This is a genomic window from Kocuria sp. WRN011 (assembly GCF_002295155.1).
Taxonomy (GTDB): Bacteria; Actinomycetota; Actinomycetes; order Actinomycetales; family Micrococcaceae; genus Kocuria; species Kocuria carniphila.
The window spans coordinates 48277-68852 of sequence record NZ_NSGI01000001.1; the positions used below are offsets into that span (position 1 = coordinate 48277).

The window sequence follows — 20576 nt, forward strand, 5'->3', positions numbered from 1 at the left end:
ACAGTGGGTCAAACCTACTGCTAGCTCCGGACTTCCTCAATGACCAGAACCTGGCCCCCGCTGTGCAAAAATGCACATACTGCTCTCGATGAGCTTTGCAATACATTTGGGAGGGGCGCGAGTGGCGCAAGACGTCGACAACCTGTTGCTACTGCTCTCCGTGGTGCGCCACGGCTCGTACTTGGGTGCGGGTGCTGCGCTGGGGATCAGTCACACCACGGTCTCCCGGAGGATTGCGGCCCTGGAGAAATCTGCCGGAGCCCGCCTGCTCGTTCGTTCCGGGGAGGTATGGGAACCCACGGAACTGGGGCGCGAATTCGTCTCGGCCGGTGAAGACATTGAACTGGCACTCGGCTCGTTGGCGCTGGATTCGGGCGGCGTTGGCGGTTCTGTGCGGGGTGTGGTTCGCGTACTCGTGCCCGAGGGGTTCGCTGGTGTGGTCGTTGGGGCGGCCATGCGCAGATTGTCCGAAACCCACCCCGGCGTTCGCCTGGAAATGATCAATGCCGCGCGGAGGGCCAGAACCAATCTGGTGGGCATCGACTTCGAAGTGGTGGTGGGACGGCCGGAGGTCTCACGGAACGAGGCTTTCCACTTGGCTGACTACACGTTGGGAATGTACGCGTCTCGGTCCTATCTCGAGACCCATGAAGCGATCACCGAACCCGACCAGGTGCAGGACCACCCGCTCCTCTATTTCGTGGAGTCGATGCAAGACGTTCCGGAGCTGACGGATCCGGTGAGTTACTTTCCGCGTATGCGGCAATCGGTGGGGGCTACGTCCTCCATGGTCCATGTGGAGCTCACGCGCGCCGGTGCGGGGATCGGACTCCTGCCGTGCTTCATGGCCGAACGGGCCAGTGACCTGGTGCGACTGTTCCCCAGAGAACTGACTTTCCCCGTGTCCTACTGGGTAGTCTCACGCCCCGATCTGCTCCGACGGCCCGCGGTGCAAGCAGTCATGAGTGCTCTCCGGGCCGCGGTGCACGACATGAAAGATGAGCTTGCGGCTGCCCCGCCGGAGGATGAGCGGGCCTAGCGGGAGCCGGATTGGCGCGGATCACCCTCAGCTCAAAAGCAGCTCGAGACCCGCAGTGAACTCCGCTTCAGAGGATGAGGTGTCCAGCCCCATGGCCTCCCGCGTCTGCTCCGTGCTGACCGACCCCAAGGTGAAGCGAACCAGGGTGAGGGCTGTATATTTCGCTTCGCCCTGGGGTGATCCGGATTCAGTGGAGAGCGCCACCAGTTCCGGCACCGGACTCAGACTTTCCGGGTTGATCGAGTGCGCCACGCTCACGACTTCCGCGCCATCGCGCACGGCCAGGATCAGCGAACGAAACTCACGCGTCAGGTGGGCGGCGCGATCACGCGGGGGAGCGGCGTCGTCAAGTGCCTCTGTTGAGAGCGGCGCAACCATGCGCTGGGCGAGCACTCCGAGCAGCTCTTGTTTATTGGCCACGTGCCAGTAGAGGGCGCCGGGTTGGACTCCGAGGTCCTTGGCAAGGCGGCGCATCGAGAGGTCGCCCAGGCCGTAACTCTGCAGAATGCCCCACGCGGCATCCACGATCTGGTCGCGAGACAGGGCCATGGTGCTCCTCGAAATCTGGGCGGGGACGATTGGAACTTTACCCGCGGGGCACCCTCGGATTGACAAACTTGAACACTGTTCAATAATTGAACGGTGTTCAAGAACTTCAACGATCTCGCAGATCGCACGCTCAACGGTGAGCCGGTGACCCCCGAAGAGGCGCTCCAACTGCTCGAAACCAGTGATCAGGACATGCTCGACCTGGTGGCTGCCGCGGCCCGATTGCGGCGCGAGCACTTCGGGATGACCGTCAAGGTGAACTACCTGGTCAACCTCAAGTCCGGGTTGTGCGCGGAGGACTGCGGCTATTGTTCGCAGCGGTTGAATTCCGGCGCGGGCATCCTGAAGTACTCGTGGCTCACTCCCGAGCAGGCTGTGGAGCAGGCGCAGCACGGCATCAAGGGTGGCGCGAGCCGCGTGTGCCTGGTGGCGAGCGGTCGCGGACCGTCCAATCGCGAAGTCAACACCGTGACGCAAACGGTCGAGGCGCTCAAGGAACAGCACCCCGGGGTGGAGGTCTGTGCTTGCCTGGGTCTGCTCAAAGACGGCCAGGCCGAGACCCTCAGTGACGCCGGCGTGGATGCTTACAACCACAACCTCAACACCGCCGAGTCCAATTACGAGAGCATCTGCTCGACGCACACCTACCAGGACCGCGTGGACACCGTGGAGCGAGCCAAAGGCGCGGGGCTCTCGCCGTGTTCGGGGCTGATCGTGGGCATGCGTGAGACGGACGAACAGCTCGTCGAGGCGCTTTTCGCCTTGCGCGAGCTCGATTCGGATTCGGTGCCGGTCAACTTCCTGATGCCCTTCGAGGGCACTCCCTTAGCGGGTACTTGGCAGCTGAGCCCGCAAAAGTGCCTCAAGATCCTCGCCGTGGTGCGCTTCGTCTGCCCGGACAAGGAGATTCGCATGGCGGGCGGTCGCGAAATGCACTTGCGTTCGCTCCAGCCGCTGGCGTTGCACGTAGTCAACTCGCTGTTCTTGGGTGACTACCTGACGTCCGAGGGCCAGGCCGCCAAAGCGGACCTGGACATGATTGCCGACGCCGGCTTCACCGTTCTCGGGTCCGCTTCCGACGACGCTTCGAATGCCGACACCGCGGCCGTACCCGAACCCTACGAAAAGGTGGACCTGGGTTTGGAGCCGGCGCTGCGGCGTCGTGGGGCGGGCACGGCGGTGGCCCCCAATGCTTAAATCGGGCGAGCGATCCCTCGCCGACCGGGACCGGGGCTTGTTGTGGCACCCGTACGAAGCACTCGACGGCGAGCCACCGTACGCGGTCGAGGAAGCCGACGGCGTCAGCCTGAATCTGCGGTCCCCGGATGGCGAGTTGATACATGCCATTGACGGCATGTCGTCGTGGTGGTGTGCGGTGCACGGCTACCGCAATACACGGCTGGACCGTGCTGCGGTGGAGCAGATCAGCCGGTTCTCCCACGTGATGTTCGGCGGTTTAACCCACCAACCCGCAGTGGAATTGGCCGAACGACTCGTATCAGTGACACCTGACGGACTGGACCACGTGTTTTTCGCCGACTCGGGGTCGGTCAGCGTGGAGGTGGCCCTCAAACTTGCGGTCCAGTATCAAGCGGCGCGGAATCGTCCCGAGCGGCGCCGTATCCTCACGGTCCGCGGCGGCTACCACGGGGACACTACCGGCGCCATGAGCGTGTGCGATCCCGAAGGCGGCATGCACGCGCAGTTCAGCGGGCTCGTTGCGGACCAGTTGTTCGTGGCACCCCCGCCCGCAGCGCGCTTCGTTCCGGCCGGGGATCTTGCCGACGCCGCTGATCGCTTTTTCGACGCCCCCGCGCCCGACTACGCGGTGTCCGACGACGCCGCTTCCGGATGGTTCGGCAATCTGTCGGCGGGTTCGTGGTCGAGCAATACCGACGAAGTTGATCGTTGGATCTCGGAACTACAAGAAACCGCGCGGCACCACCGACACGAGCTGGCGGGCGTGATCGTCGAGCCCATCCTGCAGGGCGCGGGTGGCATGCGCACCTACGATCCTCGCTGTCTCAAGGCGCTGCGCGAGCTCGCCGATGAACTGGACCTGGTCTTCATCGCGGACGAAATCGCCACCGGTTTCGGGCGCACCGGCGCGTGGTTCGCGTGCGAGTGGGCGGGCATTGTCCCGGATGTGATGTGCGTGGGTAAGGCGCTGACCGGCGGTTACCTGACGCTGGCGGCGGTCCTCGTCTCGCGGCGGGTTGCGGTCGTCGTCACGGATTCGCCACAGCGTGCACTGATGCACGGCCCCACCTTCATGGCCAACCCGTTGGCGTGCGCGGTGGCTCATGAATCGCTGGCCATGCTTCAGGAGAGCTGGCGGCCGAGCGTGACCCGGCAGAATCTGAAATTACAAGAAATCCTGCCGACTGCCACGGAGCTGTCCACGGTGGCGGATGTCAGAGTGATCGGGGCCGTGGGGGTTATTGAATTCCACGACGCGCCGGATCGGGGCGTGCTGACTCGGACTGCCTTGGAACACGGCGTCTGGCTGCGACCCTTCGGGAATCTGCTCTATGCCATGCCGCCGTACGTCTGCACCGAGCGCGAGATCGAGCGGATCGCCCGCGCCATGGTCGCCGCGGCAGGAACTGTCGCGCAGCAGACGGTGAGCGCACGGTGATGGCCACTTGCCCGGCAGCTGAACCGGTCGCGGTGCCGCACTGCGAAGCGCCATCGCCTTTGTCCACGCGTGCGCAGGAGGCCACCTCATGATTGGGAAGACCGGACCGCTCGATTCCTGGCTGCACGACAAGGCGAGTACACGCGCGGACTTGGGGCTGCGGCGTCGTACCGTGGCGATCCGCGAGAACTCGGTCGATTTGGCGTCCAACGACTACCTGGGGCTGTCACGGGATCCGCGAGTTGTGGCTGCCGCGGCGGAAGCCCTGCACCGGTACGGCGCGGGATCGCGCGCGTCCCGACTGGTCACCGGAACATTGAGCGTTCACGCGGACCTCGAACGGGCCCTCTGCGATCTAACGGGACAGCCCGCCGCGCTTGTATTCTCCAGCGGGTATGCAGCGAACACTGGCTTGCTCACGGCCCTGGGGGAGGCGGACACCCTGATCGTTTCCGATCAGCACGTGCACGCGTCCCTGGTGGATGGGGCGCGTCTGTCTCGAGCGCCAGTGGTGATTTCCGGGCACAACAACGTTGAACACGTGGCGCAGTTGCTCAAGGAGCGCAGTCAGAAGCGCGCCATCGTGGTCGTCGAGTCCATCTACTCGATGCTCGGCGATCATGCTCCACTCAAAGAACTCGCCGCGGTATGCGAACTCCACGGGGCACTGCTCGTGGTGGATGAGGCACACGGAATCGGTGTCGCTGGGCGGGGACGCGGGCTCGCACACCAGGAAGGCCTGGCGGGCCACCCCAATGTGGTCCTGACCGTCACGCTGTCCAAGGCCTTGGGCGCACAGGGCGGAGCGGTTCTGGGGTCCGAGCTGTTGCGCGATCACCTGGTCAATGTCGCGCGTCCTTTCATTTTCGATACGGCGCTCGCCCCGGCCAGCGCGGCCGCGGCAACTGAGGCGTGCCGAATCATTGTCCGCGAACCGGATCTGGCGGAACGGCTGCACGCTAACGGCCGAGTCATCGCTGAGGTACTAGGGATCGAGCACGCCCTCGCGGCAGTTCAGTCCGTACCGATCGAATCGCCGGAGTTGGCGCTCACTACGGCCGAGACCTTGCGCGATCGAGGGATTCTGGTCGGCTGCTTCCGCCCACCGTCAGTGCCGGACGGCATCAGTCGGTTAAGGCTCACGGCCCGAGCAAACGTGGAATTACAAGCATTGACGGACGCATTGAGCGAGGTCCAAGACGTCATAACTGAGTTGGGTGCCCGACCGCTCGGGGTGGTCGCGTGATGGGTAATCCTTTGGCGCGGGCGGCGGAACTCCTGACCGGGGTTGTGGTCGTCACGGGCACCGATACGGACGTCGGCAAGACCTACGCCACCGCGGCCCTTGCCTTGGCCGGGTGCTCGGCGGGGCGGCGTCGGATTGCCGTCTATAAACCGGTCCAAACGGGCGTGCTTCCCGGTGATTCCGGCGACATCGACGACGTCGCCCGCTTACTTGCCGCTGCCGGCGTACCTAGCGATCTCCTCACCACTGCCGAAGGTCAACGACTCTCGGCGCCCATGGCCCCGCCACCGGCAGCGGCCATCGACCAGGTGCCACTGTTGAACCTCGACGATCACGCGGAACGCGTTGCCGCGCTGCTGAGCGATCACGACCTGGTGCTCGTTGAGGGCAGCGGAGGTGTGCTCGTGGAACTCGACGGTCAGGGGCGCAACATCGCGGATCTGACCGAGCGCATAAGCCGCGACGTCGATCCGTACGTGGGAGTAGTGCTCGTGGGCCGCCCCGATTTGGGCACCCTGAATCACACATTGCTCAGCCTCGAAGCTTTGTATCGCAGGGGAGTGCGCGTGCTCGGAACGGTGCTGGGTAGTTGGCCCTCGAATCCGCAGATACTGCACGAGACCAATCGCGACTACATCGTTAACATCCATGCGGAGGACGGCAGGAGCATCCCTCTCCTTGGTGCCATCCCGAAGGGCTGGGGCTCCGTGGGCTGAGTATGAGGTGAAGTAACTGCAGGTCTGAAGTGTGGTGGGAGGGAAATGCCATTTCGGAGCAGGAAATCGACACTTCCCTCACTTGAGACTTCGTCGGTGCCGTTGCCTCACCTCAGACTCGCGCAGGTTGCTGGATAGTGCAGCTGCGCGGAGCATGCTCCGCGGTTAGCGCTCCGCCGGATCAGGACCCCGCCACCAACGCGTCGTACACGCGCTCGAACCGCTCGTGGACACCGTCGTAGTACTCACGAGTCTCATATTGCGGGGAGTACGTGCCAGCGGGTTCGTGATTCGCCGGTTCCACATCCGGTGCCAGTGACTCGAGCATTAACAGCGCCGTGCCGCGGGCGGTGGAGCGCTTCATCACCTGATGGATGACAGGTTTGCCCAGGTAATCGCCAAGAATCTGCAGCCACGACGGTAGACCCTGCGTCACGCTTCCCGCGGCCACGATCTTCTCGACGTCCTTGGCAGCCTCTTCCATTTCATCGGCAACTCGTCGATACGACGCCGCGATGCCCTCCAACATGCCGCGCGCCATTCCCGTGGCATCGGTGGACGCGGAGACATCGACGAACGCGGTGCGCGCACTGCCGGCCCAACCAGTGGAACGTTCGCCGGTCAGGAAGGGCAGCACCCCCGGGGTCGAAGGGGACACTGCTTCCGCCGCAATCTCGTCCAGGTCAACGCCGTCCAGATTGAGCGTGGTCTCAAGCCAGCTGATGGCCCTACCGACATCATTGAGGGCACCACCCAACAGGCATCGAGAAGAGTCGATCCGGTAACACCACAGCCCGGGCGGAATATCGTTCGGCCGGTGATGCAGGAGCACTCGCATGGCTCCGGAAGTGGCAGCCGAGACAACCATGGTCTGCTGATTGTCGCCGCCCACGCCGACGTTGGCACACAACCCATCGGCAACAGGTGCGTACCACTGGGCGTCGGAGAGAGCCTCCCAGCGTTCGGTGCGTTCGGGGTCCACGTCCGGTAGCGGCTGATCGGGGTCGAGGATCGGGGACAACACGTCCTCGGTGATTCCCGCGGCCTTGAGCATGCACTGATCCCAGTTGCCGGAGCGCCGGTTGAGCAGCCCGGTCCACGCGGCGGTTGCGGTGCCCGCTGCCGTAGTGCCCAACAGTTTCAGCCAGACATATTCCCCGATGGACATCCATCGAGCGGCTTCCTCCATGATCTCTGGCTGCGTCTCTGCGAGCCAGCGGAACCTCGGCGCCAGATAGCTCGTGTGCAGTCGGGCGCCCACGATGTCCTGGACTTCGCGCTCGTCCAGTTCTTTCCGGAGCTGCGCGAGCTGCGGTGCGCAGCGGGAATCCGCATACGTGAAACACAGGGTAATAGCGTCCCCGTCTTCGTTCACGCCCACGAGAGATGACGCGAAAGTATCGAGGCCGACGCCGCGCACTCGCCCGGCCAGCTCGGGCCGGTCACACACGAGGTCCAGAATCTCGGTCAGCTCTTCGACCACCTGATCGGGATCGATCACCGATGTGCCGTCGGAGTTCGTGGTGAAGGAATGCGGAACCTTGTGCCGGTAGCCACGGACCGGGGTCCCGGTGGCATCGTGGAGAGAGCCGCGGCTTGCCGTGGAGCCAACGTCAAGGGCCATGACCAACGGGTCCACTGCTTTCTTGAGTTCGACAGCGAACTCCACCCCGTCATCCGGTCGCGGTGTGTCCTTGTGTTTGGCCATGATTCCTCCTGCTCCATTGCGGTGGATCGACACCTTCAGTCTATGGAGCGGGGCCGAGCGTGGGGCGGGAGCAACTCGCGTGAGGGAGGCAGGAAACGGGAGAGAGCGGCGTCGGCGTCCCAAATTTTGAGATGCATGACCGACATGTGGATAGCGTCAGGGGCCGCGCGTATCCTTGAACGAACAAATCTTTCGGGTCGCGGCAACTTCGAGCCGCGTGAGAGCCCGAACCACACCTTGGGAAGGAGTCACTGTGCCGCAGCTGCGATCAGCCACGTCAACCACCGGCCGGAACATGGCGGGAGCGCGCGCCCTGTGGCGTGCCACCGGCATGGGAAGCGAGGACTTCGGTAAGCCGATCATCGCGATCGCCAACTCCTTCACCCAGTTCGTCCCCGGACACGTGCACCTGAAGAACATGGGCGAGCTCGTGGCCTCCGCCGTACACGAGGCCGGCGGTGTGGCCAAGGAATTCAACACGATCGCCGTGGATGATGGCATCGCCATGGGCCACGACGGCATGCTCTATTCCCTGCCCTCCCGTGACATCATCGCGGACTCCGTGGAGTACATGGTCAACGCCCACTGCGCGGACGCACTGGTGTGCATCTCCAACTGCGACAAGATCACTCCGGGCATGCTCATGGCTGCCCTGCGTCTGAACATCCCCGTGGTGTTCGTCTCCGGTGGACCCATGGAATCCGGTGAAGGTGTCGAGGGCGTGGTGGAGCACCGCGTGGACCTGGTGGACGCCATGGCCCTGGCCGTGGATGAATCCATCACGGACGCTCAGTTGGCCCAGATCGAGGAGAATGCCTGCCCCACCTGTGGTTCGTGCTCCGGCATGTTCACCGCCAACTCCATGAACTGCCTGACCGAGGCGCTGGGGCTGTCCCTGCCCGGTAACGGCACCACGCTGGCGACCCACGTGAACCGTAAGCGCCTGTTCCTCGAGGCCGGCCGCCGCGTGGTCGAGTCCGCCAAGCGCTACTACGAGCAGGACGACGAGTCCGTGCTGCCCCGCAACATCGCCACCAAGGCCGCGTTCAGCAACGCCATGGCCTTGGACGTGGCCATGGGCGGTTCGACCAACACCGTGCTGCACATCCTGGCTGCGGCCCAGGAGGCCGAGGTGGACTTCAACCTCTCGGACATCGACGCACTGTCCCGCAAGGTTCCGTGTCTGGCCAAGGTGGCGCCGAACTCCACTAAATTCCACATCGAGCATGTACACCGCGCCGGTGGTATCCCCGCCATCCTGGGTGAGCTGCGCCGCGGCGGCCTGCTGGATGAGGACGTCCACACCGTGCACGCCCAGACCATGGGCGAGTGGCTGGACGAGTGGGACATTCGTTCCGGCAAGGCTTCGAATGAAGCTAAGGAGTTCTTCCTGGCCGCACCCGGCGGTGTTCGCACCACCCAGGCGTTCTCGCAGGCCAACGAGTACGAGGACCACGATCTGGACGCCGCCGAGGGTTGCATCCGCGACATCGAGAACGCGTACACGATCGAGGGTGGCCTGTGCGTGCTGTTCGGCAACATCGCTGAGGACGGCGCCGTGATCAAGACGGCCGGCATCGACCCCGAGCTGTTCCACTTCAAGGGCAATGCCTACGTGGTCGAGTCCCAGGACGAGGCCGTGCACGAGATCCTCTCCAAGAACGTCAAGGAAGGGGACATCGTGGTGATTGCCTACGAGGGCCCCAAGGGCGGACCGGGCATGCAGGAAATGCTGTACCCGACCAGCTACCTCAAGGGCTTGGGCCTGGGTAAGAAGTGCGCCCTGATCACGGACGGTCGCTTCTCCGGCGGTACCTCAGGCCTGTCGATCGGCCACATCTCCCCGGAGGCCGCAGCTGGCGGTGCCGTGGGTCTGATCGAGCACGGCGATGAGATCGAGATCGACGTGGAGAACCGCGTGCTTCGGGTCAACGTCGACGACGCCGAGCTTGCGCGCCGTCGCGAAGCCAAGGGTTCCGCACCCTGGAAGCCCACCAAACCGCGAGAGCGCAAGGTGTCAAAGGCGTTGCGGGCTTACGCCTCCATGGTGACCTCTGCCGATAAGGGCGCAGTGCGCGTTGTCGAGGACTAAATGAAAGTTATTCATTTGTAGCGAAGCCGCTAGTGAAATGAAGAAGATGACCCCGTTTATTAACGGGGTCATCTTCTTGTCATATTTGCCCTTTCGGGTGGCGCGCGTGTCACAGGTAACAACCCTGGTCCTAAGCTCAGCTCTCAGGCACGCGAAGATGTACGGGCCTCATGCGAAAGGACTTTTGGATGGCACAGCAGGGCCCACACATCGGGACGACCGAAGAGCGTCAGATCCTTAAAGAGCGGTTCAACGATGAAACCGTTGGTTTCCACAAGGGACTGGGTGCGCGACAGCTTCAGATGATCGCGATCGGTAGTGCGATCGGAACGGGTTTGTTCCTGGGTGCCGGTGGCCGGTTGGAGCAGGCGGGTCCGTCGCTGTTCATTCTGTACGCGATCTGTGGTTTTTTCGGCTACCTGATTCTTCGGTCGCTCGGTGAGCTCGTGGTGCACCGGCCGTCCTCCGGGTCCTTCGTGTCGTATTCACGCGAGTTCTACGGTGAGAAAGCGGCGTACGTCTCCGGTTGGCTCTACTGGTTGAACTGGGCCATGACCGCGGTCGCGGATGCCACGGCCATTGCCATCTACATCAAGTGGTTCGGGCAGTACAGCGAGACCGTGGCGGGTATCCCGCAGTGGATCTTGGCGCTGGTCGTAGTGGTCCTGGTGGTTGCCATGAACATGGTCTCCGTCAAGGTGTTCGGTGAACTGGAGTTCTGGTTCTCGCTTATCAAAGTCCTGGCGCTCGTGATCTTCCTGATAGTTGGAATCTTCTTCGTCATGTTCGGAACACCCACCGGTTCCGAGGTCGGTTTCTCCCTGATCCAGGACAACGGTGGCCTGTTGCCGGCCGGTATTCTTCCGGCGTTGATCGTGGTGCAGGGCGTGGTGTTCGCCTACGCCGGTATCGAGTTGGTGGGAACCACTTCCGGTGAGACCCGCAACGCGGAGAAGGTCATCCCGCGGGCGATCAACACCGTGATCTTGCGTATTGCCGTCTTCTACGTCGGTTCCGTGCTGCTGTTGTGCCTGCTCCTTCCCTACACCGCCTACAGCGCCACCGAGAGCCCGTTCGTGACATTCTTCTCGTCCATCGGCGTGGATGCGGCCGGTCCGATCATGCAGCTCGTGGTGATTACCGCGGCGCTGTCTTCGTTGAACGCGGGCCTGTATTCCACTGGACGCATCATGCACTCCATGGCGCAAGCGGGATCGGCCCCCAAGTTCGCCGGAAAACTCACCAACTCCGGTGTGCCGTTCGGCGGCATTTTGATGACGGCCGGTGTCGCTGTGCTGGGTGTGGGCCTGAACTTCGTGGTTCCCGAGCAGGCGTTCGAGATCGTGTTGAACCTGGCCGCACTGGGAACCATGGCCGGTTGGGCGGCTATCACCATGTCGCACATGAAGTACGTGTCCATGGCCAGGCAGGGGTTCTACAACAGACCCTCTTATCGCGCACCACTGGCTCCTTTCACCAACTGGTTGACCATTGCGTTCCTTGCGGGTGTGATTGTGCTCATGGCCGTGGACTACCCGGTGGGCACCTTGACCCTGGGATCCTCACTCGTGTTGATCCCCATCCTGATGATCGGTTGGTTCGTGGTGCGCGGTCGAGTCCGTGCGATCGCTGCCGAACGAGAGGGCTACACGGGGGCGTTCCCCGTTCTGGCGGAGCGTCCGGTGGTGAGCGCCTTCCGAGTCGGCCGCGAGCGGTCCACCGGATCCGGCTCCACCACTTCCACGGCTTCACTGCATCAAGTTCCCAAGCCGCACACGGACGCAGCCACCACCGACACCACCAACTCCGACTAGATCAGCACCGACAAGCACACCACTGACGGGGATCATCCCTCTAAGGAGAACGAGACCATGACACAGTTCGTCGACGTACCCAATATGGCCCGATGGATCCAGCGCGAAGGCGTCGAGGGGATCATGCGCAACATGGTCAAGTACCTGGAGAGAGAGATTTCGCCCGCTGGGAGAAGTTCGACAAGATCCCGCGCGTGGCCAGCCACACGCCGTTCGGGGTGATCGAGTTGATGCCCACCTCGGATGGCGAGGAGTATTCCTTCAAGTACGTGAACGGCCATCCGTTCAACCCCGCCCGCGGCTACCAGACCGTGACCGCCTTCGGTGTTCTGGCGGACGTGGACAACGGCTATCCCACGTTCCTGGCGGAGATGACCCTGCTGACCGCGCTGCGCACCGCGGCGACATCTGCCATGGTGGGTAAGCGTCTGGCCCGTCCGGACTCCAAGCGCATGGGCATGATCGGCTCCGGTTCTCAGGCCGAGTTCCAGGCACTGGCTTTCCGCGCCGCGATGGGCATTGAGGACCTGGATGTCTACGACGTGGACCCTGCCGCCATGGACAAGCTCAAGCGCAACCTGGAGCCGCTGGGCTTCCGAGTCACGGCCATGTCCTCTTCGGACGAGGCTGTGGCCAATGCGGACATCATCACCACGTGCACCGCGGACAAGGCGCAGAACACCGTCCTGTCCGACAAGCAGGTCAAGCCCGGCGTGCACATCAACGCCGTGGGCGGCGACTGCCCGGGCAAGACCGAGCTGGAGGCCGCGATCCTCTACCGCTCCACCGTGTTCGTGGAATTCCCCGAGCAGACCCGTATTGAGGGCGAGATCCAGCAGGTCGAGGAGGACTTCCCGGTCGTGGAGTTCTGGAAGGTCCTCACCGATCAGGCACCCGGCCGTACCTCGGAGGAAGAGATCACCATCTTCGACTCCGTGGGATTCGCCATTGCGGACTTCTCCGCACTGCGCTGCCTGCGTGATTCCACCAACGGTACGGAACTGCAGACCTACATCGACCTGGTGGCCGAGCCTGAAGATCCCAAGGACCTGTTCTCACTGGTGAACTCGCTCAAGCCCGTGGGCTGAGCCGCGCTCACACCCCGGCGGTAGTTTCCGCTACTGTGACCTAAATCAGTGCAACAGCGCACATTAGGCACCCAGTCCCGCTCGCCCGAAGGCAGCGGTGAGCGGGACTGTTCCGAGGGAGAAGTCCGGGGATATTCATGGATGCATTAACAGAACTTGTCGGAACGGTGGGCGAGTACGTCTGGTACGTCGTCTTCGCGATTCTCATTGGTGTGGGTCTCTACCTGACCGTTCGCACCGGCGTGATCCAGTTGCGCGGACTTCCCGAAATGTTCCGGGTTCTCACCGACTCGCCCGGTGACGCTGAGGACGGTAAGAAGGGCATTTCATCCTTCCGCGCGTTCACAGTTTCCGCAGCTGCCCGCGTGGGCACCGGCAACATTGCCGGTGTAGCTATCGCCATCAGCCTGGGTGGCCCGGGCGCCGTTTTCTGGATGTGGACCATCGCGGCCATTGGCGCGGCCAGTGCGTTCGTGGAATCAACCCTGGGCCAGCTCTACAAGATCAAGTCCCGGGACGGCTATGTGGGCGGCCCTGCCTACTACATGGAGCGAGGACTCAAGAAGCGTTGGATGGGTTTGATCTTCGCGGTCACCATCACCATCACTTACGGCTTCGTGTTCAACTCTGTGCAGTCCAACTCGATCGTGGACGCGGTCAGCGGCTCGTTCAACCTGGACATGGCCGACAGCCAGAACATGTGGATCCGCATTGTGATCGGCCTGGCCCTGGTGGCCATCACCGCAGCCGTCATTTTCGGCGGTATTCGCTCGATCTCCAGCGTGACTCAGATCGTGGTTCCCGTCATGGCCGTCCTGTACCTGATTCTGGGACTGCTGATTGTTGCCCTGAACATCACTGAGGTCCCCGCCATGTTCCTCATGATCGTGGAAGGTGCCTTCGGTATCCGTGAGTTCGTGACCGGCAGCCTGATCGGTGTGCTGATCCAGGGCATGAAGCGCGGCCTGTTCTCCAACGAGGCCGGTATGGGTTCCTCGCCCAACGCCGGCGCCACCGCTTCCGTGTCCCACCCGGCCAAGCAGGGTTTCGTGCAGTCCCTGGGCGTCTACTTCGACACCATGATCGTCTGCTCCGTCACCGCGTTCATCATCCTGCTCTCCAACCCGACGTTCGGCGATGAGCGCCAGGGTGCCTCGCTCACTCAGACCGCGCTGGGCGCACAGCTGGGCGACTGGGCCATTCACTTCCTGACCGTCGCGATCTTCCTCTTCGCGTGGTCGTCGGTGATCGGCAACTACTACTACGGCGAGTCCAACATTCGCTTCATGACCGGTTCTCGCGCGGTCATGACGGGTTACCGCTTCCTGGTGTTGGCGTGCGTCTTCCTGGGTGCCATTGCCGCTCTGGATCTCGTATGGTCGCTCGCGGACCTGTTCATGGCGTTCATGGCCACCATCAACCTGATCGCCCTGGTCGGGTTGGCCGGGGTCGCAGCCAAGGTCTTGCGCAATTACATGGACCAGCGCAAGGCCGGTGTGGAACCCGTCTTCCACTCCGGTGACATCCCCGGTCTGTCCGGCCTGGGCGCGTGGGACGGCACGGACTTCGTGACCACCCGCGAGCACTGGATCGTTCAGGCGGAGGAGAAGGCCGAAAAGAAAGAGGCCAAGCGCGGCTAGTCCCGTCGCGGCGTCGTCGTCATGAATCGTTCGCGACCAGGACGACGACGCCGCCCGCGCACCAGACGAAAGGCCCCTCACCACGCGTGGTGAGGGGCCTTTCGCCACGACTGATGAACCGGGGTCAGTGAGGGTCCTTCGAGTCGGAAGTCTCGCGCTTGTCTGCGCCGCGGTCCTTGCCGTTCTTCTTGCCGAGACTGCGAACGACCTCTGCGTCGATGGCGCCGGTAATGGCGTCACCGTCCGCGGTCGATTGGTTCGCGGCGTCTTGGAGGCGCTTCTCGTGGCCTTCGGGGAAGTCCTTGTCCTCAGATTCCTTCAGGGTCAGTAGCGCGCGCATGCGGTCGCGGCGGCTTTCTTCGCTCGCGATCTTCGGGCGGCTACGGAACCACCAGACCAGCATGACGAGCACCATGATCATCCCCACGTAACCAATGGCGGGGTACACGTAGGCCATGAGAGTTCCGAAGCCGATGAGGCTCACCAAGAAACCGGCCACGCAGGTTCCCAGGAACACCGGGACGTATCGCTTGCGGTGGTTGACGGTGATGCGGCGGCCCAGCGCGTAAAACATGCTGATGCAGGTGTTGTAGATCATCACGAACGTCACGATCACCATGCCCAGTGCAGCCGTGGGGTGCATGGTCTCGAAGAGCATGAGCATGGGGATGTCAGAGCCTTCCACGGACTCGTAATTGACCAGCAATGCCACGGCGTTCATGACCAGCAAGATCGTGTACACCACGCCACCCAGGACACCGCCCCAACCGGCCACGCGGGGGTTGGGGGTGTTGCCGCCGATCATCAGGCTCATGGAGACACCCAGCATCAGGGCCATACAGGTGTAGTTGATCGCGGACAGCCACCACGGAGACACGGGGGAATCGGCCTGCACGGCCAGATCACTCATGGCACCGAGGTCCACAGGCAGCTGCAGCATGGTGTAGATGAACGCCACGATCACGGCCACGAAGATCAGGGGTGTGACTGCGGAAATGATGTTGGTGACCTTGTTGACGTTGAGCAGGCCGGTGAGCATCACGATGCCCACCATGATGGCCGAACCGATCCAAGCGGGAAGGCCGAACTGCTGCTCCAAGGTGGAGCCGGCGCCGGCGAGCATCACGAATCCCATGGCGAACAAGGTCAGGGTCACGCTGATGTCCAAGAATCTGGAGACCACGGGGTGTGCCACGGAGCGGAAGACGCCGCGGTGCTCCTCTGCCAAGAAGTAACTGCCGATCTGGATGATCACAGCACCCGCGGCAACCATGAGAATGCCGGAGACCACGGCACCGGAAATACCCCACGTGCCGAATGAGATGAAGTACTGGACAACTTCTTGACCGGTGGCGAAACCCGCCCCGACTAGGAGGCCGACGAAGGCCAGAGTGACTTGTAATGTTTTTCTGGCATCCACGGAAAACAACTCCTCCAAATTAGGGGACAGATGGCGAGAAACACTGAACCTTCCCAGGATAGAGGGCTACCCGTCAGAAGCGACTTGGCGTCACGGCCCAGAGTGAGATACTCGGTGCAAAACTTTCGGCGAGGGGAGAACCACATGGTGCAGCAATGGGAAGAGGACCTCAAGGACTGGGTGGCCGGCTGGGACGCGGTGCGTGGCACCGAAGTGCCACCGCAGAATGTGGTGGCGTGGAACGGTGAAGTGCCCTCCAAGGAGGGTCTGGTGCTGGTCTGCGCGGAGGATCAGGCTGTCATGGTTCGCGGTGCCGTCAACGTCAAGGAGAAAGACGTGCTGTCCCGGGACATCCTGATGACCGGAGCGGTTCAGGAGCTGGATCGAGGCCTGAGTTTCCCGGGGGAGTCCGGCATGTTCGACGCACCCATGGGTGATGTCACACGGTTCGAGGTGGACGAGTGGGGCAAGCCGATCGCACACTCCACGCTGTCCGTGCAGGATGAGGTCGCGTACATGGGACCGCTGCTCGCGGATGCTTCGGTTGAGCGCGATCCGGCAGAGGTGCTGGACCCGTTGGTCTCGTCCATGGCCAACGAGGCCTTCCTGGCCGACGCCGAGCGCATGTACACCGTGGTCCCCGAGGACGAGGTGCCAGCTCGCGAGTCCCAGGGCTGGGAACGCGCGGCGGTGGTGCTGCGGCTGGGTTGAGCAACGCGGTCCAGAACCATCTGATCCCGCCTTACTGCCAAGTAACCATGGCTACTCTGCAGTAAAGCGGGATCAAATGGTTGGTCGCTCAAGGACCGTCAGGCAACCACCTGACGCTTGGCGGAAATCACCCCGGTGTTGAAGCCGGCCAGGTGCAGGCCGCCGTGGAAGCGGGCGTGTTCGATCTTCACGCAGCGATCCATCACGGCGTTGAGCCCGGCGTTCTCGGCGATCGCCGCGGCTTCCTCGCTCCACGAGCCCAGCTGCATCCACACGGTCTTGGCGCCGAGGTCCACGGCCTCCTGGGCCACACCGGGCAGATCGGAGTCCTTGCGGAACGCGTCCACCATGTCCGGGACCTCGGGCAGGTCCGCGAGCGAGGGGTAGACCTTCTGGCCCAGCACCTCGTCCAACACGGGGTTCACGAAGTACACGCGGTACGGGGACGAAGACAGCAGATACGTGGCCACGAAGTAGCTGGCCCGCGCGGGCTTATTGGACATGCCCACGATCGCGATCGACTCGGTGTTGCGCAGGATGTTCAGTCGCTCGGGGGCGCTGGGGCCCACCCAGGTGCGTTCGGTGCTCATGCGTGGACTCCTTCGGCAGCTTTTTCGGACGTGGGTTCGGCGGTGGCCGCTGCGGGCGTCACGGTTTCGACGACGTCGCCCTCGCGGTTGATCCCGGTCGCGGCGGTCAGTGCCTGGTCCAGGTCCCACAGGATGTCGGCGGGGTCCTCGAGACCCACGGAAATGCGGATCAGGTCTTCCTTCACGCCGCCGGATTCCAGCTGCTCGGAGGTGAGCTGCTGGTGAGTGGTGGACGCCGGGTGCAGCACCAGGGTGCGGGCGTCACCGATGTTGGCCAGGTGCGAGGCCAGCTGCAGGTTTTCGATGAACCGGCCACCCACTTCGCGTCCGCTGAGCTGATCGGTGCCGGCCACCCCGAAGGCGAACACGGAACCAATGCCCTGCGGCAGGTACTTCTTTGCGCGTTCGTGGTGCGGGTGATCCTCGAGGCCCGCGTAGTTCACGTAGCCGATGCGCGGATCGGTGGCCAGCCACTGCACGACCTCTTGCGCGTTCGCCACGTGGGCGTCCATGCGCTGGGGGAGGGTTTCCACTCCCTGCAGCAGGTTCCACGCGGCCTGCGGGGTCAGCGATGGACCGATGTCGCGCAGCTGCTCGGAACGCAGCTTGGTCAGGAAGCCGTACTCACCGAAGTTCCCCCACCACGTCACGTTGTTGTACGAGGGGACCGGCTCGGTCATTGCAGGGAACTTGCCGTTGCCCCAGTTGAAACGACCGGACTCGACCACCACACCGCCCAGGGTGTTGCCGTGGCCGCCCAGGAATTTGGTGATCGAGTGGATCACGATGTCCGCGCCGTGCTCGAACGGACGGCACAGGTACGGGGTGTTGAGTGTGGCATCCACGATCAGCGGCAGGCCTGCCTCGTGGGCGACCTCCGCCAAGCCTTCCAAATCGGCGATCTCACCGGACGGGTTGGCCACGAGCTCGGTGTAAACGGCCTTGGTGTTCTCGGTGATGGCCGCCTTGTAGTCGGCCGGATCGGTGCCGGGAACAAAGGTGGTCTCCACACCGAAGCGCCGCAGGGTCACGTCCAACTGCGTGACCGTTCCGCCGTAGAGCTGGGAGGAAGCCACCACGTGATCGCCCTGTCCGCACAGCGCGGCAAAGGTGATGAACTCGGCAGCCATACCGGAGGCCGTTGCTACCGCGCCGATACCGCCCTCGAGGGACGCAATCCGTTCCTCCAGCGCAGCCACGGTGGGGTTGCCGATGCGCGAGTAGATGTTGCCGTACTTCTGCAGCGCGAAGAGGTTAGCGGCGTCGTCGGCGTCTTTGAAGACGAACGAACTGGTCTGGTAGATCGGGACGGAACGGGCGCCGTGCTCGGCGTCCGGGGTGCCGCCTGCGTGCAGTGCACGGGTGCGGAAACCGAACTGGTGCTCGGCCATAGGGCTCCTCCTTGTCGGCCGCGTACAGCTCCCGTCCGAACACTGCCCGGGGCCGCGCAGCACTCCATCGGTCCTGGCGGTAGCACCGTGCAGTAGGCCGATCGCTGCGGGTTGCTGCGGCGTCGTCGATCCAGGTCTCTCGGCCGCTCGGGATGGTGAGTCCATTGTGTCGCGTGGGTGTCGACGTTCACAAACCGGGGCCCGCCGGTGACCACGGTGCGAGACGGCCGTCGACGCCGCCGCGCGGGACCTCCCGCGCATCCGCGGTGAATTAGGCGTACTTCCCCGGGTTCATCCGGCGGAGATTTTCTCGAGCGACTTCCGTGAGGTTCTCGAGGGGGAGGCCGGCGGGGCAGACCTCCATGCAATCGCCCAAAAGGGAGCAGGGGCCGAACTCGTGCTCGGCGGCGTCGAGCACCTTGCTCGAGCGTTCGTTCCGTTCCTCCGGAGTCTTGGCGAGCGGCGGGAGTTCCTTGAGCAGCGTGCCCACGTACAACTGGCCGGAACCGTTGGGGCAAGCCGCCACGCATGCGCCACAGCTGATGCAGCCGGCGTTGCCCAGGGCCTTGAGTGCCACCGGGAACTTGGCCTCCTTGGCCACCCGCCGCAGAGCCTTCTTGTCCACGGACAGATCTTTCTTGACCGGGAACGAGCCCGCGCGCATGGGTTCGATGAAGATCTCGTCCCCATCGCGGTAGGCCCGCAGTGACTGCGTGCATGATGCCTGGTTCTTGTCCGGGCCGTGGGGCACGCCGTCCACGGTCACGCCGCACTTGCCGCAGATGCCTTCCCGGCAGCCATCGTCAAAGCTGACGGGGTCATCGCCCTGGCGAGTGAGGGTTTCGTTGACCGCGTCGAGTAGGTCCAGAATGCTCATGTCTTCGCGAGCCTCGACCGGGCTCACGGCCACGAACGTGCCCTGATCCTCGGCGGAAGCCTGCCGCCACACGTGCACTGTCAGCAGCATCAGCGCACCACCTTGGCCTGTACGGCCACGGGGATGGTGACGTTTCCGAGAGCCACAGTGGCACCCACCAGCTTGGCCATGGCCTCGATCAATTGGGCGCGCTGTTCGGTGGTCGTGAAGCCTGCGTCCATGGCGGCCGTGCGCACGCCGTGAATCATGTGGCCCGCCAAGGCAGCCATGGATGCGGTGTAGAAGAACGCGACGCTCGGGCGGGACAGGCTTGCCACCAGATTGCCGTAGGCGTCCCCGTGGCGATGCTTCACTGACGCCGCCGGGCGCGCCCCGACCGTCAGATCCGCAACGTGGTACGCAGTGAACAGACCGAGCACCACACCCGTGGAGCGCATGGAGCGGGCGATGATCTGGGGGACCGAGCGACGCCGGCCACGAGGACGCCTGCGCTGCTTGCCCGTGAGCTGGAGCTTGAGGTCCTGAAACGTGCTCTGGACCGTGTGGCGCTCGGCGCGCATGGCCCGCAGTGTGAGTTCGGCGCCGGCCATGATGTGGCTCGTGGCGCTCGCGAGCAACCCGATACGCACCACCCACAGCACGGAATTTCGCGGCAGCACCGGAGCACCGACGGTGCGGAGGAATTCCGCATAGTCGTTGTAGTGCTTCCGGCCCAGGTACACCTGCATGTTCCCGGCCATGTGCCCCGCGGTGAACAGGCTCAAGATGGTTCCGGACGCGGCCATGGCGAGTTTGAGCTCGGCATTGGTGGCGTCCTTGAACATCACCTCCCACGCGCTGAGCTTGGGAGTGGAGTCGGCAGTGTCCGTCGAAGGCTGAGCGGCGGGATTCATCACTGGATCATCCTAAGAGTTCTGCGCGGAAGTATCAGTTCGAGTGCCCTGGGAAGTAACGAACAACTCGATCCTCATGCGCGCGGGGTGAAATTCCAACGCTCGGGGGAGTCGGTGCCTGCCTTTTCTTCGTAGCCTTAAAGATAAGGAGCAACCAGGCGATG

16 protein-coding genes, 1 pseudogene and 1 riboswitch are annotated in these 20576 nt (G+C 63.5%); of the genes and pseudogenes, 10 read left to right on the plus strand and 7 right to left on the minus strand.

Annotation, left to right across the window (positions count from 1 at the left end):
- The first annotated feature begins 88 nt into the window (after positions 1–88).
- Entirely contained in the window at positions 89–1039 is a 951-nt protein-coding gene (locus tag CKW39_RS00240) for a LysR family transcriptional regulator (protein WP_254049196.1), read from the plus strand.
- Positions 1040–1066: 27 nt separating this feature from the next.
- Here CKW39_RS00240 and CKW39_RS00245 read toward each other — a convergent pair whose 3' ends face one another.
- Complete coding sequence (locus tag CKW39_RS00245) at positions 1067–1588, minus strand: TetR family transcriptional regulator (RefSeq protein WP_095796210.1); 522 nt, start codon at positions 1586–1588, stop codon at positions 1067–1069.
- 93 nt (positions 1589–1681) lie between these two features.
- Between CKW39_RS00245 and bioB the strand changes: the two genes are divergently transcribed.
- The 4 genes from bioB to bioD all read left to right on the plus strand — a co-directional run bounded on the left by bioB (position 1682) and on the right by bioD (position 6188).
- Positions 1682–2785: a biotin synthase BioB gene (bioB, locus tag CKW39_RS00250; protein WP_095796211.1), complete on the plus strand. Its 1104-nt coding sequence runs from the start codon at positions 1682–1684 to the stop codon at positions 2783–2785.
- A complete protein-coding gene (locus CKW39_RS00255; RefSeq protein ID WP_095796212.1) occupies positions 2778–4226 on the plus strand; it encodes an aspartate aminotransferase family protein in 1449 nt (482 codons plus the stop codon). Before bioB ends, CKW39_RS00255 begins: the two co-directional genes overlap by 8 nt.
- Before the next feature lie 88 nt (positions 4227–4314).
- Entirely contained in the window at positions 4315–5472 is a 1158-nt protein-coding gene (locus CKW39_RS00260) for an 8-amino-7-oxononanoate synthase (protein ID WP_095796213.1), read from the plus strand.
- Positions 5472–6188 carry a dethiobiotin synthase gene (gene bioD, locus CKW39_RS00265; RefSeq protein WP_095796214.1) on the plus strand — a complete coding sequence of 239 codons (717 nt, stop codon included), beginning with the start codon at positions 5472–5474 and terminating at the stop codon, positions 6186–6188. Before CKW39_RS00260 ends, bioD begins: the two co-directional genes overlap by 1 nt.
- 181 nt (positions 6189–6369) lie before the next feature.
- Here bioD and CKW39_RS00270 read toward each other — a convergent pair whose 3' ends face one another.
- The gene (locus CKW39_RS00270) at positions 6370–7896 is read right to left on the minus strand and encodes a gluconokinase (protein WP_095796215.1); all 1527 of its coding nucleotides are present in this window, start codon (positions 7894–7896) and stop codon (positions 6370–6372) included.
- A gap of 253 nt (positions 7897–8149) precedes the next feature.
- Between CKW39_RS00270 and ilvD the strand changes: the two genes are divergently transcribed.
- The 4 genes and pseudogenes from ilvD (at position 8150) to CKW39_RS00290 (ending at position 14530) form a co-directional block, all read left to right on the plus strand.
- Entirely contained in the window at positions 8150–9988 is a 1839-nt protein-coding gene (gene ilvD, locus CKW39_RS00275; RefSeq protein WP_095796216.1) for a dihydroxy-acid dehydratase, read from the plus strand.
- A gap of 188 nt (positions 9989–10176) precedes the next feature.
- Positions 10177–11802: an amino acid permease gene (locus CKW39_RS00280; RefSeq protein ID WP_095796217.1), complete on the plus strand. Its 1626-nt coding sequence runs from the start codon at positions 10177–10179 to the stop codon at positions 11800–11802.
- Between the two features lie 57 nt (positions 11803–11859).
- Positions 11860–12890, plus strand: a pseudogene (locus tag CKW39_RS00285) (ornithine cyclodeaminase).
- A 137-nt stretch (positions 12891–13027) separates the two neighbouring features.
- On the plus strand, positions 13028–14530 hold the full coding sequence (locus tag CKW39_RS00290; protein WP_095796218.1) for a sodium:alanine symporter family protein: 1503 nt from the start codon (positions 13028–13030) through the stop codon (positions 14528–14530).
- A gap of 124 nt (positions 14531–14654) precedes the next feature.
- On the opposite strand, the gene CKW39_RS00295 is transcribed toward CKW39_RS00290, so the two are convergent.
- The gene (locus CKW39_RS00295; RefSeq protein WP_216823131.1) at positions 14655–15950 is read right to left on the minus strand and encodes a hypothetical protein; all 1296 of its coding nucleotides are present in this window, start codon (positions 15948–15950) and stop codon (positions 14655–14657) included.
- A gap of 144 nt (positions 15951–16094) precedes the next feature.
- Here CKW39_RS00295 and CKW39_RS00300 point away from each other — a divergent pair, with 144 nt between their 5' ends.
- Positions 16095–16661, plus strand: a complete 567-nt coding sequence (locus CKW39_RS00300) for a hypothetical protein (protein WP_095796219.1) — start codon at positions 16095–16097, stop codon at positions 16659–16661.
- A gap of 98 nt (positions 16662–16759) precedes the next feature.
- On the opposite strand, the gene CKW39_RS00305 is transcribed toward CKW39_RS00300, so the two are convergent.
- From CKW39_RS00305 to CKW39_RS00320, 4 genes are all read right to left on the minus strand, one after another.
- Positions 16760–17251 (minus strand): CoA-binding protein, encoded by a 492-nt coding sequence (locus CKW39_RS00305; protein WP_095796220.1) that lies wholly within the window; start codon positions 17249–17251, stop codon positions 16760–16762.
- Positions 17248–18642 carry an O-acetylhomoserine aminocarboxypropyltransferase/cysteine synthase family protein gene (locus CKW39_RS00310; protein WP_095796221.1) on the minus strand — a complete coding sequence of 465 codons (1395 nt, stop codon included), beginning with the start codon at positions 18640–18642 and terminating at the stop codon, positions 17248–17250. The genes CKW39_RS00305 and CKW39_RS00310 overlap by 4 nt, the downstream gene beginning before the upstream one ends.
- 61 nt (positions 18643–18703) lie before the next feature.
- Positions 18704–18801, minus strand: a riboswitch (SAM riboswitch).
- Between the two features lie 112 nt (positions 18802–18913).
- A complete protein-coding gene (locus tag CKW39_RS00315) occupies positions 18914–19609 on the minus strand; it encodes a succinate dehydrogenase/fumarate reductase iron-sulfur subunit (protein WP_095796222.1) in 696 nt (231 codons plus the stop codon).
- The gene (locus CKW39_RS00320) at positions 19609–20412 is read right to left on the minus strand and encodes a succinate dehydrogenase cytochrome b subunit (RefSeq protein ID WP_095796223.1); all 804 of its coding nucleotides are present in this window, start codon (positions 20410–20412) and stop codon (positions 19609–19611) included. The genes CKW39_RS00315 and CKW39_RS00320 overlap by 1 nt, the downstream gene beginning before the upstream one ends.
- Between the last annotated feature and the right edge of the window lie 164 nt (positions 20413–20576).

Bases quoted from the DNA above. Each gene is read 5' to 3' on its own strand.
- CKW39_RS00245 (WP_095796210.1), bottom strand. From the start codon at position 1,588: ATGGCCCTGTCTCGCGACCAGATCGTGGATGCCGCGTGGGGCATTCTG.
- bioD (WP_095796214.1), top strand. From the start codon at position 5,472: ATGGGTAATCCTTTGGCGCGGGCGGCGGAACTCCTGACCGGGGTTGTG.
- CKW39_RS00320 (WP_095796223.1), bottom strand. From the start codon at position 20,412: ATGAATCCCGCCGCTCAGCCTTCGACGGACACTGCCGACTCCACTCCC.
- CKW39_RS00290 (WP_095796218.1), top strand. From the start codon at position 13,028: ATGGATGCATTAACAGAACTTGTCGGAACGGTGGGCGAGTACGTCTGG.
- CKW39_RS00280 (WP_095796217.1), top strand. From the start codon at position 10,177: ATGGCACAGCAGGGCCCACACATCGGGACGACCGAAGAGCGTCAGATC.
- CKW39_RS00305 (WP_095796220.1), bottom strand. From the start codon at position 17,251: ATGAGCACCGAACGCACCTGGGTGGGCCCCAGCGCCCCCGAGCGACTG.
- CKW39_RS00270 (WP_095796215.1), bottom strand. From the start codon at position 7,896: ATGGCCAAACACAAGGACACACCGCGACCGGATGACGGGGTGGAGTTC.
- CKW39_RS00315 (WP_095796222.1), bottom strand. From the start codon at position 19,609: ATGCTGCTGACAGTGCACGTGTGGCGGCAGGCTTCCGCCGAGGATCAG.
- CKW39_RS00300 (WP_095796219.1), top strand. From the start codon at position 16,095: ATGGTGCAGCAATGGGAAGAGGACCTCAAGGACTGGGTGGCCGGCTGG.
- CKW39_RS00260 (WP_095796213.1), top strand. From the start codon at position 4,315: ATGATTGGGAAGACCGGACCGCTCGATTCCTGGCTGCACGACAAGGCG.
- CKW39_RS00310 (WP_095796221.1), bottom strand. From the start codon at position 18,642: ATGGCCGAGCACCAGTTCGGTTTCCGCACCCGTGCACTGCACGCAGGC.
- CKW39_RS00240 (WP_254049196.1), top strand. From the start codon at position 89: ATGAGCTTTGCAATACATTTGGGAGGGGCGCGAGTGGCGCAAGACGTC.
- CKW39_RS00255 (WP_095796212.1), top strand. From the start codon at position 2,778: ATGCTTAAATCGGGCGAGCGATCCCTCGCCGACCGGGACCGGGGCTTG.